19 protein-coding genes are annotated in these 16,513 nt (G+C 66.2%); 14 read left to right on the top strand and 5 right to left on the bottom strand.

Translation table 11 applies throughout. The features are described 5' to 3' along the window. The first annotated feature begins 14 nt into the window (after nt 1-14). The 4 genes from ftsZ to moaC all read left to right on the top strand — a co-directional run bounded on the left by ftsZ (nt 15) and on the right by moaC (nt 2,920). Nucleotides 15-1,202 carry a cell division protein FtsZ gene (gene ftsZ / locus CV_RS21530; RefSeq protein ID WP_011137884.1) on the top strand — a complete coding sequence of 396 codons (1,188 nt, stop codon included), beginning with the start codon at nt 15-17 and terminating at the stop codon, nt 1,200-1,202. A 112-nt stretch (nt 1,203-1,314) separates the two neighbouring features. Beyond that, nucleotides 1,315-2,226, top strand: coding sequence for a UDP-3-O-acyl-N-acetylglucosamine deacetylase (lpxC, locus tag CV_RS21525; RefSeq protein ID WP_043598417.1), 912 nt, complete (start codon nt 1,315-1,317; stop codon nt 2,224-2,226). Nucleotides 2,227-2,230: 4 nt separating this feature from the next. Beyond that, entirely contained in the window at nt 2,231-2,413 is a 183-nt protein-coding gene (locus tag CV_RS21520; protein WP_011137882.1) for a hypothetical protein, read from the top strand. A gap of 33 nt (nt 2,414-2,446) precedes the next feature. Continuing rightward, entirely contained in the window at nt 2,447-2,920 is a 474-nt protein-coding gene (gene moaC / locus CV_RS21515) for a cyclic pyranopterin monophosphate synthase MoaC (RefSeq protein WP_011137881.1), read from the top strand. Nucleotides 2,921-2,950: 30 nt separating this feature from the next. Here moaC and CV_RS21510 read toward each other — a convergent pair whose 3' ends face one another. From CV_RS21510 to CV_RS21500, 3 genes are all read right to left on the bottom strand, one after another. After that, on the bottom strand, nt 2,951-3,535 hold the full coding sequence (locus tag CV_RS21510) for a hypothetical protein (protein ID WP_011137880.1): 585 nt from the start codon (nt 3,533-3,535) through the stop codon (nt 2,951-2,953). A 69-nt stretch (nt 3,536-3,604) separates the two neighbouring features. Next, the gene (locus tag CV_RS23885; RefSeq protein ID WP_011137879.1) at nt 3,605-4,111 is read right to left on the bottom strand and encodes a CNP1-like family protein; all 507 of its coding nucleotides are present in this window, start codon (nt 4,109-4,111) and stop codon (nt 3,605-3,607) included. Between the two features lie 14 nt (nt 4,112-4,125). Then, on the bottom strand, nt 4,126-4,890 hold the full coding sequence (locus CV_RS21500) for an NRDE family protein (protein WP_011137878.1): 765 nt from the start codon (nt 4,888-4,890) through the stop codon (nt 4,126-4,128). A gap of 127 nt (nt 4,891-5,017) precedes the next feature. On the opposite strand from CV_RS21500, the gene CV_RS21495 reads away from it, so the two are divergent. The 10 genes from CV_RS21495 (at nt 5,018) to CV_RS21450 (ending at nt 14,266) form a co-directional block, all read left to right on the top strand. Further along, a complete protein-coding gene (locus tag CV_RS21495; RefSeq protein ID WP_021477345.1) occupies nt 5,018-5,248 on the top strand; it encodes a sulfurtransferase TusA family protein in 231 nt (76 codons plus the stop codon). Nucleotides 5,249-5,311: 63 nt separating this feature from the next. Next, a complete protein-coding gene (gene pyrC, locus CV_RS21490; protein WP_043596914.1) occupies nt 5,312-6,346 on the top strand; it encodes a dihydroorotase in 1,035 nt (344 codons plus the stop codon). A gap of 421 nt (nt 6,347-6,767) precedes the next feature. After that, nucleotides 6,768-8,381 (top strand): peptide ABC transporter substrate-binding protein, encoded by a 1,614-nt coding sequence (locus CV_RS21485; RefSeq protein WP_011137875.1) that lies wholly within the window; start codon nt 6,768-6,770, stop codon nt 8,379-8,381. Between the two features lie 134 nt (nt 8,382-8,515). Next, a complete protein-coding gene (gene oppB, locus CV_RS21480) occupies nt 8,516-9,436 on the top strand; it encodes an oligopeptide ABC transporter permease OppB (RefSeq protein WP_011137874.1) in 921 nt (306 codons plus the stop codon). A gap of 12 nt (nt 9,437-9,448) precedes the next feature. Continuing rightward, nucleotides 9,449-10,363, top strand: a complete 915-nt coding sequence (locus tag CV_RS21475) for an ABC transporter permease subunit (protein ID WP_011137873.1) — start codon at nt 9,449-9,451, stop codon at nt 10,361-10,363. Nucleotides 10,364-10,386: 23 nt separating this feature from the next. Further along, nucleotides 10,387-11,388, top strand: coding sequence for an oligopeptide/dipeptide ABC transporter ATP-binding protein (locus tag CV_RS21470; RefSeq protein WP_011137872.1), 1,002 nt, complete (start codon nt 10,387-10,389; stop codon nt 11,386-11,388). Next, the gene (gene oppF / locus CV_RS21465) at nt 11,381-12,370 is read left to right on the top strand and encodes a murein tripeptide/oligopeptide ABC transporter ATP binding protein OppF (RefSeq protein ID WP_011137871.1); all 990 of its coding nucleotides are present in this window, start codon (nt 11,381-11,383) and stop codon (nt 12,368-12,370) included. Before CV_RS21470 ends, oppF begins: the two co-directional genes overlap by 8 nt. Before the next feature lie 104 nt (nt 12,371-12,474). After that, nucleotides 12,475-12,894, top strand: a complete 420-nt coding sequence (locus CV_RS21460) for a DUF3224 domain-containing protein (protein ID WP_011137870.1) — start codon at nt 12,475-12,477, stop codon at nt 12,892-12,894. A 254-nt stretch (nt 12,895-13,148) separates the two neighbouring features. Next, nucleotides 13,149-13,877 (top strand): 2-phosphosulfolactate phosphatase, encoded by a 729-nt coding sequence (locus CV_RS21455; RefSeq protein ID WP_011137869.1) that lies wholly within the window; start codon nt 13,149-13,151, stop codon nt 13,875-13,877. Nucleotides 13,878-13,912: 35 nt separating this feature from the next. Further along, nucleotides 13,913-14,266 carry a YbjQ family protein gene (locus tag CV_RS21450; protein WP_011137868.1) on the top strand — a complete coding sequence of 118 codons (354 nt, stop codon included), beginning with the start codon at nt 13,913-13,915 and terminating at the stop codon, nt 14,264-14,266. 56 nt (nt 14,267-14,322) lie between these two features. Here CV_RS21450 and CV_RS21445 read toward each other — a convergent pair whose 3' ends face one another. Together CV_RS21445 and CV_RS21440 are read right to left on the bottom strand one after the other, a co-directional pair. Further along, the gene (locus CV_RS21445; protein WP_011137867.1) at nt 14,323-15,246 is read right to left on the bottom strand and encodes a GNAT family N-acetyltransferase; all 924 of its coding nucleotides are present in this window, start codon (nt 15,244-15,246) and stop codon (nt 14,323-14,325) included. After that, nucleotides 15,243-16,505: a phenylacetate--CoA ligase family protein gene (locus tag CV_RS21440; protein WP_011137866.1), complete on the bottom strand. Its 1,263-nt coding sequence runs from the start codon at nt 16,503-16,505 to the stop codon at nt 15,243-15,245. Before CV_RS21440 ends, CV_RS21445 begins: the two co-directional genes overlap by 4 nt. Nucleotides 16,506-16,513 lie beyond the last annotated feature (8 nt).

Below are 16,513 nucleotides of genomic sequence, written 5' to 3'. Positions count from 1 at the left end.
TGAGGAGAGGGAAAATGAGCGGAATGGTTTTTGAAGTGATGCAGGAAACGGCCAATTCGGCCGTGATCAAGGTCATCGGCGTCGGCGGCGGCGGTTGCAATGCCATCGACAACATGATCACCGGCAACGTGCACGGCGTGGAATTCATCTGCGCCAACACCGACGCGCAGTCGCTGCAGCGCAACCGCGCGCCGCAGAAGCTGCAGCTGGGCACCAATCTGACGCGCGGCCTGGGCGCCGGCGCCAATCCGGAAGTGGGCCGCAGCGCGGCGCTGGAAGACCGCGAGCGCATCGCCGAGATGCTGCGCGGCTCCAATATGGTGTTCGTCACCGCCGGCATGGGCGGCGGCACCGGCACCGGCGCGGCGCCGGTGGTGGCCGAAGTGGCCAAGGAAATGGGCATCCTGACCGTGGGCGTGGTCACCCGTCCGTTCGAGCACGAAGGCAAGCGCATGAAGGTGGCGCAGAACGGCATCGAGGATCTGAAGAAGCACGTGGACTCGCTGATCGTGATCCCCAACGAGAAGCTGATGGAAGTGCTGGGCGACGACGTCACCATGCGCGAAGCGTTCCGAGCCGCCGACGACGTGCTGAAGGGCGCCGTGGCCGGCATCGCCGAAGTGATCACCTGCCCGGGCCTGATCAACGTCGACTTCGCCGACGTGCGCACCGTGATGGGCGAGATGGGCCTGGCGATGATGGGCTCCGCCTACGCCTCCGGCATCGACCGCGCCCGCGTGGCCGCCGAGCAGGCCGTGGCCAGCCCGCTGCTGGACAACATCACGCTGGAAGGCGCGCGCGGCGTGCTGGTGAACATCTCCACCGCCCCGGGCTGCCTGAAGATGAGCGAGTACCGCGAGATCATGGGCATCATCCGCCAGTACGCGGACGAGGACGCGCAGATCAAGTTCGGCACCGCCGAAGTGGAGGATATGCCGGAAGACACCATCCGCGTGACGCTGATCGCCACCGGTCTGGGCCAGAAGAAGTCGGTCCGCAATGAGGATCGTCCGGAGTACATCAAGATCGTCAAGACCGGCACCGACGACCGCGCGGTGGAAATGGTGAACTACGAGGATCTGGACGCGCCGGCCATCATGCGCACCGGCCGCCGCCGCGCCAACCCGTCGCTGGACTTCTCCAACCCCGAGGTCAGCGAGAGCTACGACATCCCGGCCTTCCTGCGCAAGCAGGCGGACTGAACGGAGGACGCGGATAGATAAACGCTATTCATGCCAGCGAATCAATCAATAAAGCATAGCCAGTCGCTATGCTAGAATCGGGTTTTCCCGTTTGGTTGAGTAGCCTGAAATGATCTTGCAGCGCACGCTGAAGCAAGCGATCAGCGCCACGGGCGTCGGTCTGCATTCCGGCGAGCGGGTGAAGCTCACCCTGCTGCCGGCGCCGCCCGATACCGGCATCGTCTTCCGTCGCACCGACTTGCCCGAGCCGGTCGACGTGAAGGTGGAACCTTCGCTCGTCAACGACACGCGCCTCTCCTCCACGCTGGTGACGGATACCGGCGTGCGTGTCGGCACGATCGAACATCTGATGTCGGCGTTCGCCGGCTTCGGCATCGACAACCTGGTCGTCGAGGTGACGGCGGCGGAAATCCCCATCATGGATGGGTCCGCCGCGCCGTTCCTCTACCTGTTGCAGACGGCCGGCGTGGTCGATCAGCCCAAGAAGAAGCGTTTCATCCGCGTCAAGCAGAGCGTGATGGTGGAAGACCGCGGCGTATGGGTCCGGCTGGACCCGCACGACGGCTTCAAGATCACGCTGTCCATCGAGTTCAACCATCCGGCGTTCAACCGCGCGCCGCAGACGGTGGAAGTGGATTTCGCCCGCCACTCCTACATGGACGAGATCAGCCGCGCCCGCACCTTCGGCTTCATGCACGAGGTGGAGTACATGCGCAACCACGGCCTCGGCCGCGGCGGCAGCCTGGACAACGCCATCGTCATCGACGACGAATACGTGTTGAATCCGGAAGGCCTGCGTTTTCCGGACGAGTTCGTCCGCCACAAGATCCTGGACGCGATCGGCGACCTCTACATCGTCGGCCATCCGCTGATCGCGGCGTTCTCCGGCCATAAATCCGGCCACGCGATGAACAACCGGCTGCTGCGCAAGCTGCTGGAAACGCCGGAGGCCTGGGAGTTCGCCAGCTTCGACGATCCGCTGGACGCGCCGTCCAGCTTCCACCAGCTGCCGCCGCAGGAGTAGGGCCGTGTTCGGCTTCTGGCGGCTGTGGCTGCTGGCGACGATACTGGCGATAGGCTGGGCGCTGCTGTGCTACGCCTTCACCCATGATCGCCGCTACCTGCGCCGCGTGCTGGCCATCGTCCGCTGGAGCGCCGGCCTGTTGGTGGTCGTTTCCTGCTTCTGGCTGATTTTCCGCCTGCTGCGCTGAATGCGGCGGGCGTTTTCATTTGAAGGGTACGCGATGACACGACTCACCCATTTCGACGACAGCGGGCAAGCCCACATGGTGGATGTCGGCGGCAAGGCCGCCACTGCCCGCCGCGCGGTGGCAGAGGGCGTGATCCGCATGCTGCCGGCCACGTTCGCGCTGGTGAAGGACGGCGGCCACAAGAAGGGCGACGTGCTCGGCATCGCCCGCGTGGCCGCCATCATGGCGGCCAAGAAAACCTGGGACCTGATCCCGCTATGCCATCCGATCGCGCTGACGCGGTTGGCGGTGGAGTTCGAGCTGCTGGACGCCGAGTCCGCGGTGCGGATAGCGGCGACCGCCGAGTGCATGGGCCAGACCGGCGTGGAGATGGAGGCGCTGACCGCGGTCAACGTCGGCCTGCTGACCATCTACGACATGTGCAAGGCGGTGGACCGCGGCATGGAGATCACCGGGGTGCGTCTGCTGGAGAAGGATGGCGGCAAGAGCGGCCGCTGGCGGGCCTGAGAGCTGTTCGGGAAAAAGCGCGAACGGGTTCTAACGTCCGGCCTGGCGCATCTCCGTTTCCAGCGCGCGGTCCAGGCCCGGCGTATGGATTTCGCGCCAGCCGTCGCGGCGGGTCCATTCGTACAGGCCGCTGCCCAGCTGCAGGTGGAGATAGGCGTGCTGGTAGCGCGAGCGTTCCAGCATGTCATGCGTCAGCTGGTTCAGCTCCTGCACCGAGAGATAGAGCAGCAGCGAGGTGCTGCCGCCGCCGTGTTCGACCGTGCCGGCCGCGAGCAGCAGCTGCAGCTGGTGTCCGTGCGGCACGTGGTAGTCCTTGCCCACCTTGGCTTCGATCCGGCAGGCGACGTCCAGCGCGCTGGCCGGCCGCGTGAAGATCGCGTCTATGCCGCCGGGCGCCTGCTGGATTTCCTTTTTCCTGGCATGGCGGCGGGTGTGCTCGCCCGACAGCACTTCGGTCACCTCGATCGCTAAGCGGCGGCCATCCGACAGCTGCACGCCGACGTCGGGGGCCGGACATTTCAGCGACCTGACGTCAAGCGGCGCGATGCCCTTTTGCTCGAACAGCCGCCTGACCCATTCCCTTTCCCGATTTTCCTGCAGAGTTTGCTGATCCATCGGCGCCTACGCGAATGCAAGACAGATGCTTCATTCTAGAACATCCGCCGCGGGCGTCCGTCATCGGGCTCAGCGCGCGCCGCGCAAAGAGGCGATCGCCTGGGCCGCGTCGCGCGGCGCGCCATGCGACGGGCACATCAGCTCGCGCAGCTCCCGCCTGAGCTTGTCGGTGCTGTTGATCGCCTGCCATTGCGGCCGCATCGCCGCGATCCAGCGGTGGTTGACGCTGTCGCCGAAGCCGTAGGCCTTGTACTGGTTCGCCTTGCATTGGATGCCTTCGACGCTGAGGTTCTCCACGCCGCCGGGCGTCAGCACCCGGCTGACGAAGCGCACCACGCCGTCGCCGGCCACGCTCAGCGTCCTGGCGTCGACGAAGAAGCGGTTTTGCTGCAGCCAGTCCGGCTTCACTTCTATCCAGTCCGGCGTCTGCGGGTAATCGGGCAGCGCGTAGTCCTGCTCGGTCCACGGCTGTTCTTCCTCGAATTCGATGTTCTTGTTGATCCTGTCGTTGCCGGCCAGAGCGGGCAGGCTCAGGCACAGCGCCAGCAGCGCCGGCAGGGTTGCGATGGCTTTCAAATGCGGATGCTCCGTCAGCGCGCCTGGCCGGCGCGCAGGTTGTAGTGGCGGCGGCCGGTCTCGCGTCCGGCCAGGCCCCAGCTCAGTTCGGAAAAGCCGATGTCGCCGCGGCTGGACACCGTCAGCAGCATCGACGCGCGGGTGCCGTAGTCGCGGCCCTGGATGAAGATCGGCGACAGCGTCTTTTCCAGCGCCAGGCCGATGCGGGTATTGGGCAGGTGGCCGGGGCCGGCCGGCGTCGGGTCGGACAGCGCGGCGTAGGCCTGCTCCTCGGTCGGCGGCCGGCCGAACTCGCCCAGGTATTCCGCCAGCCGCTGGCTCTTGAACCACGGCGTGTCCAGCGTGGCGTTGGACAGCGTGTGGATGCCGGGCGTCACGCGCGCGATCTGCCGGCCGGGGCTGTGGAAGAAGAACAGGTCCGAGGTGGTGCCGAACAGCAGGTTGAACGGCGCGTAGCGGTGGCATTCCTCGCGCAGCCAGTCGGCGAAGGCGAACGGGTCGTCGTCGCCGGTGACGAAGCGCCGCACCAGCTCGCCGCGCGAGCGCTCCGCCTTGGGCGGGAAACCGTCGCGGAAGTTGGTGACGGCGGCGATGCGATTGCGCCCGTCCACCATCAGCCAGCTGCCGCCGGATTGCTGGTCGCGGCCGCCCAGGGTGTTGGGGAATTCCGGCCACCAGTCCAGCGGCTCGGCGGGGCGGGCGTAGTATTCGTCGCGGTTGGCCAAGAGTACCAGCTGGCCCATGCCCGGCGTTTTGTAAGCGAAAGCGATGATGCACATATTGCGGTGACCGATTTGGGTAAGGCTTGACGACTGGCGTAAACTATACGGCTGCGGCCCGCCGGTTTGCGCGGCCGGCCGCCATGTGATTCATTGTAACCCGATATGGCTGAAGGATACCCGGCCCATGACCCCCGACAAGCATATTGATCTTTCCGGCCTGAACTGCCCGCTGCCGATACTGCGCGCCAAGAAGGCGCTGGCCGACATGGACAGCGGCGCCGTGCTGGAGGTGATCGCCACCGACCCGGGCGCGCCCAAGGACTTCGAAGCTTTCTGCCGCCAGACCGGCAACGGCCTGCTGGAATCGACCACCACCGGCGAAGGCAAGTTCCGGATGGTGCTCCGGCGCAAGTAGACATTCCTGGCGATGGCTTTCCATCGCCATTGTTTTATCCATCGTTACGGCAAGCCATCCACCATGCAGACTCTCACCCTGATCCGCCCCGACGACTGGCATTTGCACCTGCGCGACGACGCCGCGCTGGCCGCGGTGCTGCCCGACACCTGTCGCCAGATGGGCCGCGCCATCGTCATGCCCAACCTGAAGCCGCCGGTCACCACCGTGGCCGCCGCCGCCGCCTACCGCGAGCGCATTCTGGCCGCGCGCCCGGCCGGCAGCGCCTTCGAGCCGCTGATGACGCTTTATCTGACCGATAAAACCAGCGCCGACGAAATCCGCAAGGCCAAGGCCTGCGGCTTCGTCCACGGCGTCAAGCTGTACCCGGCCGGCGCCACCACCAATTCCGACCACGGCGTCACCGATATCGCCCACGCGATGCCGGCGCTGGAGGCGATGGCCGAAGCCGGCATGCCGCTCTTGGTGCACGGCGAAGTCACCGACGCCGACATCGACGTGTTCGACCGCGAGGCGGTGTTCATCGAGCGGGTGATGAAGCCCTTGCTGGCCAAGCTGCCGCAACTGAAGGTGGTGTTCGAGCACATCACCACCCGAGAGGCGGCCGAGTTCGTCGCCGCCGCGCCGGCCAACGTCGCCGCCACCATCACCGCCCATCACCTGCTGATGAACCGCAACGCGCTGTTTGTCGGCGGCATCCGCCCGCACCACTACTGTCTGCCGGTGCTCAAGCGCGAGCTGCACCGCCAGGCGCTGGTGAAGGCGGCGACGTCGGGCTCGGCCAAGTTCTTTCTCGGCACCGACAGCGCGCCGCACGCGAAGGGCGCCAAGGAGGCGGCTTGCGGCTGCGCCGGCATGTACACCGCCAACGCGGCGATCGAGCTCTACGCCGAGGCTTTCGAGGCCGCCGGCGCGCTGGACAAGCTGGAGGCTTTCGCCAGCCTGAACGGCCCGGCTTTCTACGGCTTGCCGGCCAACGGCGACCGCATCGAGCTGGTCAAGGAGAGTTGGACGGTGCCGGCCGAGCTGCCTTATCCCGGCGACAGCCTGGTGCCGCTGCGCGCCGGCGACAGCGTCGCCTGGCGTCTGCGGCGCTGACTCCGCATGAGATCGGAAAGCCGCCGTTTGAGGCGGCTTTTTCATTTTTAGCGCCGTGTGGCTTCAAGCTTGGCGGGCAAGCTTTTCTTGTGCAGAAGGGGATGATTATTTATCTGGCGGCGTGGCGGGAAACGCTTCGGACTTTGATGAATTTTGCTTGGGCCAGGCAATAGCATTTTACATGGGTGGATGCCATCAGTATAAATCGATGGAGATGGACAGGCCGTTGATTTGTCTTGCTTGACTATTGTCTGACAGATTTTCCTTTTTGAGAAAAATGAATAGCATATTGTGCCCATAGGGGCTTGATGGAATCAAAACCCTCTGCGCATAATCGTCGAACCCACTCTGGATACAATAGAGTGAAAAAATTCGAACAACCCGCCGGGCGCGGGATGCTACAGAATCAGGAGAATTAGAGATGTCGAACACGCAATCGCTGCAGGTGATCGCCGCCGCCGTCGCGCTGGCCATGGCTTCCGGATCCGCGCTGGCCGCCAAGGTGCCGGCCGGCACCAAGCTGGCCGCCAAGCAGGAACTGGTCCGCAATACCGGGTCCGAGCCGGAAACCCTGGATCCGGCCGTCGCCGAGTCGGTGCCGGCCAATACCATTACCGCAGACCTGTTCGAGGGCCTGACCGCCGCCGACAACAACGGCAAGATCGTGCCCGGCGTGGCGGAGTCCTGGAAGCAGACCGACGCCACCACCTGGGTATTCCACCTGCGCAAGAACGCGAAATGGTCCGACGGCCATCCGGTGACCGCCGATGAATTCGTTTACGGCTGGCAGCGTTTCCTCGATCCGAAAACCGCGTCCCCGTACTCCGAGACCTACGGCATCTTCATCCTGAACGGCAAGGAAATCGCCACCGGCAAGAAGAAGCCGGCCGAACTCGGCGTCAAGGCGCTGGACAAGTACACGCTGGAAGTGAAGACCCCGTACCCGGTGCTGTTCCTGCCGGCCCTGGTGGCCAATACCCAGTTCGCCCCCGCGCCCAAGGCCACCATCGACAAATACGGCAAGGATTGGGTGAAGCCGGGCAAGATGATCAGCAACGGCGCCTACATGCTGAAAGACTGGCAGGTGAACAGCAAGGTGGTGGTCGCCAAGAACGCCAACTACTGGGACGCCAAGAGCGTGGTGCTGAACCAGACCACCTACCTGCCGATCGAAGACTCCAACGCCGACGTGAAGTTGTATGAATCCGGCCAGAACGACTGGGTGCTGAACCTGCCGCCGGGCTCCTTCGACAAGTACAAGGCGCAGTATCCGAAGGAAATCCGCAACGGCGAGCTGGCCGCGCTGCGCTACTACTCGTTCAACAACAAGGATGCGCTGCTGAAAGACGTGCGCGTGCGCAAGGCGCTGTCCATGGCGATCGACCGCGACATCCTGGCCAAGAAAGTGACCGCCGACGGCCAGAACCCGGCCTACAGCGTGATGGTGCACGGCGTGTCCGGCGCCGATCCGTCCACTTACGACTGGGCGAAATGGCCGATGGCCAAGCGCGTGGACGAGGCCAAGAAGCTGCTGGCCCAGGCCGGCGTGAAGCCGGGCACCAAGATCAAGTTCACCTACAACACCAACGACTACCATAAGAAGATGGCGATCTTCGCCGCTTCCGAGTGGAAATCCAAGCTGGGCCTGAACACCGAACTGGAAAGCCTCGAGTTCAAGGTGCTGCTGAAGAAGCGCCATGACGGCGATTACCAGATCGCCCGCAACGGCTGGAACGCCGACTACAACGACGCCACCACCTTCCTGGCGCTGGTCGAGTGCGGCAACACCCAGAACGACAACCAGAACTGCAACCCGAAGGCCCAAGAGCTGATCAAGCAGGGCAACCAGGCGACCGATGCCGGCAAGCGCAAGCAGCTGTTCACCCAGGCCGTCAAGATGATCATGGACGACTATCCGATGCTGCCGCTGCTGCAGTACACGGCGCCGCGCCTGATCAAGTCCTATGTCGGCGGCGTGGGCCAGAACCCGCTGGACCGCTATCGCAGCAAGGACCTGTACATCATCCAGCACTGAGCGTGCCAAGCGAGACGCCGGCTGACGCCGGCGGCAACCGAGGCCGGATGTCCGCGCGAGCGGCCATCCGGCTTGTGATGTAGGGGCTGGGCCGCGGTGCGCGAGGCATCCGCCCGGCCATACGGAGTTACACCATGTGGTCCTACACTTTCCGACGCATCCTGGCGGCGATTCCGACGCTGCTGGCCGTCATCACCGTTTGCTATCTGCTGCTGCACATGACCCCGGGCGGCCCGTTCGACGGAGAACGCAAGGTCTCCGAGGCGGTGCTGGCCAATCTGCAGGCCAAGTATCATCTGGATCTGCCGCTGTGGCAGCAATACCTGTATTACCTGAATAGCCTGCTGCACGGCGATCTGGGCGCCTCGTTCCGCTACGCGGACTGGAGCGTCAACGATCTGGTGGCCAGCGCCTTGCCGGTTTCCGCCACCATAGGCGGCAGCGCCATCCTGATCTCGCTGTTCATCGGCGTCGCGCTCGGCATCACCGCCGCGCTGCGCCAGAACAGCATGGTCGACTATTTCGTGATGTTTCTCGGCAATATCGGCGGCGCCTTCCCGTCCTTCATCCTGGGGCCGGTGTTGGTGCTGATTTTCGCCGTGACGCTGAAGTGGCTGCCGGCCGGCGGCTGGAACCACTTCGCGCCCAAGTTCATGGTGCTGCCGATCATGCTGCTGGTGTTCATCAACATCTCCACGATAGGCCGCGTGATGCGCGGCAGCCTGATCGAGGTGCTGAACAGCAACTTCATCCGCACCGCCCGCGCCAAGGGCCTGCCGCTGCGCGTCATCGTGCTGCGCCACGCGCTGAAGCCGGCCCTGATGCCGGTGGTGACGCTGCTGGGGCCGCTGGCGATCTCGTCCATCACCTCCGCCGTGGTGACCGAGTCGATCTTCTCGCTGCCGGGCCTGGGCAAGCTGATCGTCAACGGCGCGTCCAACCGCGATTACACGCTGGTGCTGGGCCTGGTGGTGCTGGTGACGGTGATCACCGTGGTGTTCAACCTCCTCGTCGACCTGGCTTACGCCGTGCTCGACCCCAAGATCCGCTATTGAGGAGGCGGGGAAATGATCAAGAGCAAGCAAGCCGCCGCCGTGGCGGCAATCGAGAATGGCCTGGCCGAGGCCGCGGTGGAAGGCCGCAGCCCGTGGCGCGACGCGCGCATCCGCTTCCTGCGCAACAAGGCTGCCGTGTTCAGCCTGGTGGTGCTGACGCTGATCACGCTGGCCTGTATTTTCGGACCCATGGTCCTGCCGTACAGCTATGAAGACGCGGACTGGGATGCGATCAGCCAGGCTCCGGCCCTGGCCGGCATGCACTGGTTCGGCACCGACGCCTCGGGCCGCGACCTGCTGGTGCGCTGCCTGGTCGGCGGACGCATTTCGCTGATGGTGGGGGCGCTGGCCACCGTGGCTTCCGTCATCCTGGGCGTGGTGTGGGGCGCGACTTCCGGCTTCCTCGGCGGCAAGGTGGACGCGCTGATGATGCGCATCGTCGACATGATGTACGCGGTGCCCTACCTGCTGATCGCCATCCTGATGGTGACGCTGCTGGGCCGCGAGTTCTACCTGGTGGTGCTGACCATCACCGTGTTCTCCTGGATGGACATGGCGCGGGTGGTGCGCGGCCAGACCCTGGCGATCAAGTCCAAGGAGTATGTGGAGGCTGCCCACGCGATCGGCGTGTCCACGCCCACCATCATCTTCCGCCACATCGTCCCCAATCTGCTGGGCATCGTGGTGATCTACACCACGGTGACGGTGCCGGGCGTGATCCTGACCGAGTCGGTGCTGTCCTTCCTCGGCCTAGGCGTGCAGGAGCCGATGACCAGCTGGGGCGTGCTGATCCAGGACGGCGCCGGCGTGATGGAAACCTCGCCGTGGATTCTGCTGTTCCCGGCCGGCATGCTGTCGCTGACGCTTTATTGCGCCAACTACATCGGCGACGGCCTGCGCGACGCGCTGGACCCGAAAGACCGCTGAACCCAGGATAGACGAGGCAAGCCATGAGCATTTTGAAAGTCAACAACCTCGGGGTTCAGTTCCAGACCAACGACGGCGTGGTCAACGCCGTCAACGGCGTGAGCTTCGAGCTGAACAAGGGCCAGACCCTGGGCATCGTAGGCGAGTCCGGTTCCGGCAAGAGCCAGACCATGCTGGCGCTGATGGGCCTGTTGGCCAGGAACGGCCAGGCCAGCGGCGAAGCGCTGTTCCACGGCCAGAACCTGCTGACGCTGCCGACCCGCGATCTCAACCGCATCCGCGGCGACCGCGTGTCGATGATCTTCCAGGACCCGATGACCTCGCTCAACCCCTACCTGACGGTGGAGCGGCAGATGACCGAGGTGCTGGAGCTGCACAAGGGCATGAGCCGCCGCGACGCGAAAAAGCGCGCGATCGAGCTGCTGGACGCGGTGCGCATTCCCGAGGCCGCGCGCCGGGTCAATATGTATCCGCACGAGTTCTCCGGCGGCATGCGCCAGCGGGTGATGATCGCGATGGCGCTGCTGTGCGAGCCGGAGCTGCTGATCGCCGACGAGCCGACCACCGCGCTGGACGTGACGGTGCAGGCGCAGATCCTGTCGCTGCTGAAGGACCTGCAGCGCGACTTCGGCACCGCCATCATCATGATCACCCACGACCTGGGCGTGGTGGCGGGCTTGTGCGAGAACGTGCTGGTGATGTACGGCGGCCGCGCGATGGAGTACGGCCGCGCCGACGACATCTTCTACCACCCGAGCCACCCCTACACCATCGGCCTGTTGGGCGCGCTGCCGCGGCTGGATCACGACGATTCCGCGCTGATCAGCATCCCGGGCAATCCGCCCAATATGGCCAGCATGCCCAAGGGCTGCCCGTTCAGCGAGCGCTGCGCGCACGCCAGCGCGCGCTGCGTCGGCGAACTGCCGCCGCTGGCGGCCAATCCGCTCAACCCGCAGATTCTGCGCGCCTGTCACAAGCCGGCGGAGGAACTGGTCAAAGCCGCCGAGGAGGTGACCCATGCCTGACAACAAGCAAGCCATTCTGTCGGTGCGCAACGTCAAGGTGCATTTCCAGGTCAAGGGCGGCGACGCCTGGCCGTGGAGCCCGAAGAAGACGCTGAAGGCCGTCGACGGCGTCAGCTTCGACCTGTACGCCGGCGAGACGCTGGGCGTGGTCGGCGAGTCCGGCTGCGGCAAGTCCACGCTGTCGCGCGCCATTCTCAACCTGATCCCTGCCACCGACGGCGAGATCGTGTGGATGGGCAAGGACCTGCGCAAGGGCGGCGACAAGGACTGGCTGGCCGTCCGCAAGGACATCCAGATGATCTTCCAGGATCCGCTGGCGTCCCTGAACCCGCGGATGACCATCGCCCAGATCATCGGCGAGCCGCTGCGCGTGCATAAGCCGGAGCTGTCCGCCGACGAGGTGATGAAGCGCGTCAAGGCGATGATGAAGAAGGTTGGCCTGCGCGAGCAGATGATCAACCGCTACCCGCACGAGTTCTCCGGCGGCCAGTGCCAGCGCATCGGCATCGCCCGCGCGCTGATCCTGGAGCCCAAGCTGATCATCTGCGACGAGCCGGTGTCGGCGCTCGACGTGTCGATCCAGGCGCAGATCATCAATCTGCTGAAGGAGCTGCAGCGCGAGATGGGCCTGGCGCTGATCTTCATCGCCCACGACCTGGCCGTGGTCAAGCACATCTCCGACCGCATCCTGGTGATGTACCTGGGCCGCGAGATGGAGCTGGCGCAAAAGCACGCGCTGTACGACGTGCCCTCGCACCCGTACACCCGCGCGCTGCTGTCGGCGATTCCCGTCCCGGACCCGAAGCTGGAGAAGAACAAGACCATCCAGATCCTGCAGGGCGACCTGCCCAGCCCGATCAACCCGCCGTCCGGCTGCGTGTTCCGCACCCGCTGCCCGCAGGCGGAGGCGCGCTGCGCGCAGGAGGTGCCCAAGCTGCGCCGCCTGAGCGAAGAGACCCAGTCCTCCTGCCTGCTGGCCTGATCCGTCTGGAAGCCAGCCGCGCCAGCGCCGCCCGCCGTCAGGCTGGCGGCGTTTTTCTTCGCCGGCTGTTATGCTGAATTGTTCTCTTAGAAAGGAGCTTGACCATGAGCGCCCATCTTGTCGTCGCGCTGGGCTGCGCGTTCCAGACCCGGCAGTGGCAGGAGCAGAGCCTGCTGCAAACCGAGGGAGCCGGCGAGCTCAAGCGCGCCAGCATCGTCAACGAACTGAGCGGTCCGCTGGCCGGCGAGGGGCGGCTGGAATACCAGCTGCTGCATCCGGCGTCGCCGGACGGCGAGGTGATTTTCACCGGCTTCGAGCGGGTGGCGGGCACTTGGAACGGGCGGACCGGCAGTTTCGTGCTGCGCCACGACGGCGTGTATTCGCCGACGACCGGCGCGCGGGCGTCCTTGCAGGTGCTGCCTGGCAGCGGCAGCGGCGGTTTCGCCGGATTGTCCGGCGAGGGGCGGCTGGCCGCCAAGGCCGGCGAGCATGGCGGCGAATACACGTTGATGCTCAAGCTGTAGCGATGGCCGCCAGTGTTGGAAATTCATCAGCGTCTATCTCGGTTTCGGCGATCTTGACGGTTTTTCCGCCGTTTTTTTTTGAATTTTCCCGCGCCAGTCGTTAATCTTCCGACCTTACTGATAAGAAACATGGCGCAGACGCTGCGCCCGGGACAAGAGGTCGCGGCCTGGCCGCGACGGTATCGAAGAATCAATGGAGACACCGCCTTCGGCGCAAGCCGTTGGCGGTGTTCCATATTGGTCGGGGATGTGGGATGCATTACGCGCAACAGGAATATTCCGTGCGTCTGCAATGGGGGCTGCCGGCGGTACAGCATTTGAGCGCGCAGGCGGCCCATTGCGTGATCGTCGACGTGCTGTCCTTCGGCACCAGCGTCGACATCGTCTGCGGCAACGGCGCCGAGGTGTTGCCGTACCGCTTCAAGGCGGCCGGCGCCGCCGATTTCGCCAGCGAGCAGCAGGCGGTGCTGGCGGCCGAGCGCAGCCACAAGCAGCCTTCTCTGTCGCCGGCTTCGCTGTGCGGCCTGAAGGCGGGCAGCCGGCTGGTGCTGCCTTCGCAGAACGGCGCGGCGTTGAGCCTGGCCAGCGAGTCGGCCAGCACGATCGTGGCTTGCTTGCGCAACGCGGCGGCGGTGGCCGACTATCTTGAAACGGCGGGCGGCGAGGTGTTGCTGGTTGCCGCCGGCGAGCTGGGCGCCGATGGCTGCCTGCGTTTCGCCTACGAGGACTTCATCGGCGCCGGCGCCATCATCCAGCGCCTGAGCGGCAGCAAGTCGCCGGAAGCGCTGGCGGCCGAAACGGCGTTCGAGCTGGCCCGCCACGATCTCGAGCGCCAGCTGCAGTTCACGGCATCGGGCGGAGAGTTGGTGGCGCGCGGCTTTCCGGACGACATCGTGCTGGCCGCGCAGCTGAACATCAGCGCCTGCGTGCCGGTGCTGGACGGCGGCGCCTTGCGCGCCGGACGCGAGCTGGCCGCCGCCTGAGCGGCCGGCGTTTTCAACGCTACTGGGAGAAATCCATGCTGCCCGCCAAGATGGTCACCACCGCTTTCGAGCTGCCCGGCTACCGGGTGAGCGCCAACCTGGGCGTGGTGCGCGGCATCACCGTGCGCTCGCGCTCCCTGGTCGGCAATTTCTTCGGCGGCCTGCAGTCGCTGTTCGGCGGCAACATCACCATCTATACCAGCCTGTGCGAGCGCGCCCGCTCGGAAACCTATGCCGAGATGTGCCAGCACGCGCAGGCGCTGGGCGCCGACGCGGTGATAGGCATGCGCTACGACGCCACCGAGGTGATGACCGGCCTGACCGAAGTGCTGTGTTACGGCACCGCGGTCAAGCTGGAGCCGCTGGCAGGCCGCGAGCCAAACCCCTGATCCGGCGTTGCGCCGGGCTCGGCCTTGGGGCCGAAGCATCCGCTTTGCGCAGCGCCTCAAGCGCTTTGCGGGTTTCGCCCCAATCGGTACAGCCGTTCGGCCTGCTCGTCGCAGAAGCGGATGTCCTGCCCCGACAGGCCGCGCAGCCATAGCAGCTGCCAGCCGCCGCTTGCCGCCGGCAACAGGCCGCCGAAACGGAAGCCGGCGCTTTCCAGCTGGCGTCGCCGCGCCAGCGTTTCCGCCGCGGCCGGCAGTTTCAGATAGATCAGCTGGCCGGCCGGCAGCGCGGCGATCTCGGCCAGACGCGCCTCGGTGGGCTGCTGCGCGGCCAGTTCCAGCCGCTGGCCGTGGCGCGCCAGCGCCAGGCCGGGCAGGCCGAGGCTGGCCGGCGAGCCTTCTTTTTCTCCGAATGCCAGGCGCAGCGGCGCCAGCCATGCCTCCCACTCCGGCGGCCACGCCAGTTTCGGCAGCGGCCGGGGCTTCAGCGGCAGGCAGCCGAACACGATGCTTTCCGGCTCCGGCTTGCCGAACGGCGAGTCGACGTAGTCCAGCAGCAGCGCGGTGTTGTGAAAGCCCAGCGCGCGCGCCACGTACTGGCTTTGCGGATGCGAGCACACCTGCTTGATGGTCAACAGCGGGATGCCGAGGTCGGCGGCCGCCGCGCGCAGGTGCCGGCCCAGCAGGCTGGCGATGCCCTGGCCGCGGGCGTCCGGGTGCACTGCGTTCAGCGCCAGCTCGGCTTGGCCCGGACGCGCCGGGTCCAGCCACAGCGTCGCGTGGCCCAGCAGCCGGCCGTCGCGCACCGCCACCGCCGAGCGCCATTGTCCGCTGGCGTTGCGCTGCTGGATCTGGCTCGGCAGGTAGACGTCGGCGTAGACGTAGTGGTCGCCGTAGACGGCGCGGAACAGCGCGCTGATGTCGGCGGCGTCGGACGGTTGGTAGTCGCGCGCCCAGGCCGCGTGCGGATGGCGGGCGCTCATGCCGTCGCCTCCGCCGGCTGGTAGTCGCGCCGGTCCACCACCCGCAGCAGCTTGCCGGAGCGGGGATGGGTGCGCATCGCTTCCGGCGTGGTTTGCGTCAGCGCCAGGCTCAGCCGCGCCGTCTCGCACAGCTCGGCGATCGCCGGCTGGCCGGCCAGCAGGGCTTGCCGCATCTTCTCCAGGTCCAGCGGCGCGCGCGCCGCCAGCAGCAGCTCCAGCCGGTCCCGGCCGCCCTCGCGCGAAATATCCAGCTGCCAGCCCAGCAGCTCGTGCGGCTCGCCCAGCGCGCGGCCCAGCTCCTCCGGAAACAGCGACAGCGTGCCGACGCGCACGCGGTGGCCGTTGCCGGCCCGGCCCTGCAGCGCGAACTTGCGGTTGGGGCCGGGCGGCTCGCGCCAGCAGGCCAGGTCGCCGCTGGGATAGCGTATCACCGGCATCAGCCGGCGCTGCAGGTTGGTCACCAGCAGCAGGCCGCGCCGGCCGGGCTCGTCTATCGGCTCGCCGCTGTCCTCGTCGACGATCTCGACCACGCTGTCCTCATCGAACACCCGGTGCTCGCCATGCGCGCAGTCCGGGTCGGCGTAGCCGATCAGGCCGGCGTCCACGCTGGCGCAGCCGACCGATCCGACGCGGGCCAGCGGGAACACCTGCTTCAGCAGCGCGATCTGTTCGCCGAACAGGCTTTCGCCGCCGTAAAGCACGGTTTCCACCTCGGCCAGCGCCTGCGCGCGCGCCTCCAGGTAATGGGCGAAGCGCAGCAGCTGCGCCGGCACGCCGGCCAGCACGTTGATCCGGTGGCGGCTAATCGCCCCGGCGAGCGCGTCGTTGTCGACATTGCAGGTGAACGGGAATTCCAGCACCGGCACCGGCGCATGCGACAGCGCGCCGTGGATGAACAGCAGGCTGGTGTAGAGATCGCCGGCGAAGAACAGGTTGGCGACGCGGTCGCCTGGGCGCAGCTGGCGCGCCAGGCCGGCGCCGAAGGCGGCGACGAAGGCCTGCCATTCCGCGCGGCTGAACACCGACAGCTTGCCGTCGCCGGTAGAGCCGCCGGTTTTGAACACGTGGCCGTCCTCGGGGGCGGCGGTCAGCGCCGGCCAGCGCGACAGGTCCTGCGAATCCCGCCAGTAGGCGGCGGGATCGACCGGGGGCAGGTCGGACAGCCGCCAGCCTTCGGCGGGCAAGCCGTGGTAAAGCGCGTTGTAGTGCGGCGAATGGTTGCGGGCGTGTTCGACCAGCGATATCAGTTTCGGATTCATGATTATGT

It is taken from the genome of Chromobacterium violaceum ATCC 12472, assembly GCF_000007705.1.
Lineage (GTDB): Bacteria > Pseudomonadota > Gammaproteobacteria > Burkholderiales > Chromobacteriaceae > Chromobacterium > Chromobacterium violaceum.
Note: the sequence above shows the minus strand (reverse complement) of the source record. Positions and strands in the feature narration are given on the sequence as shown.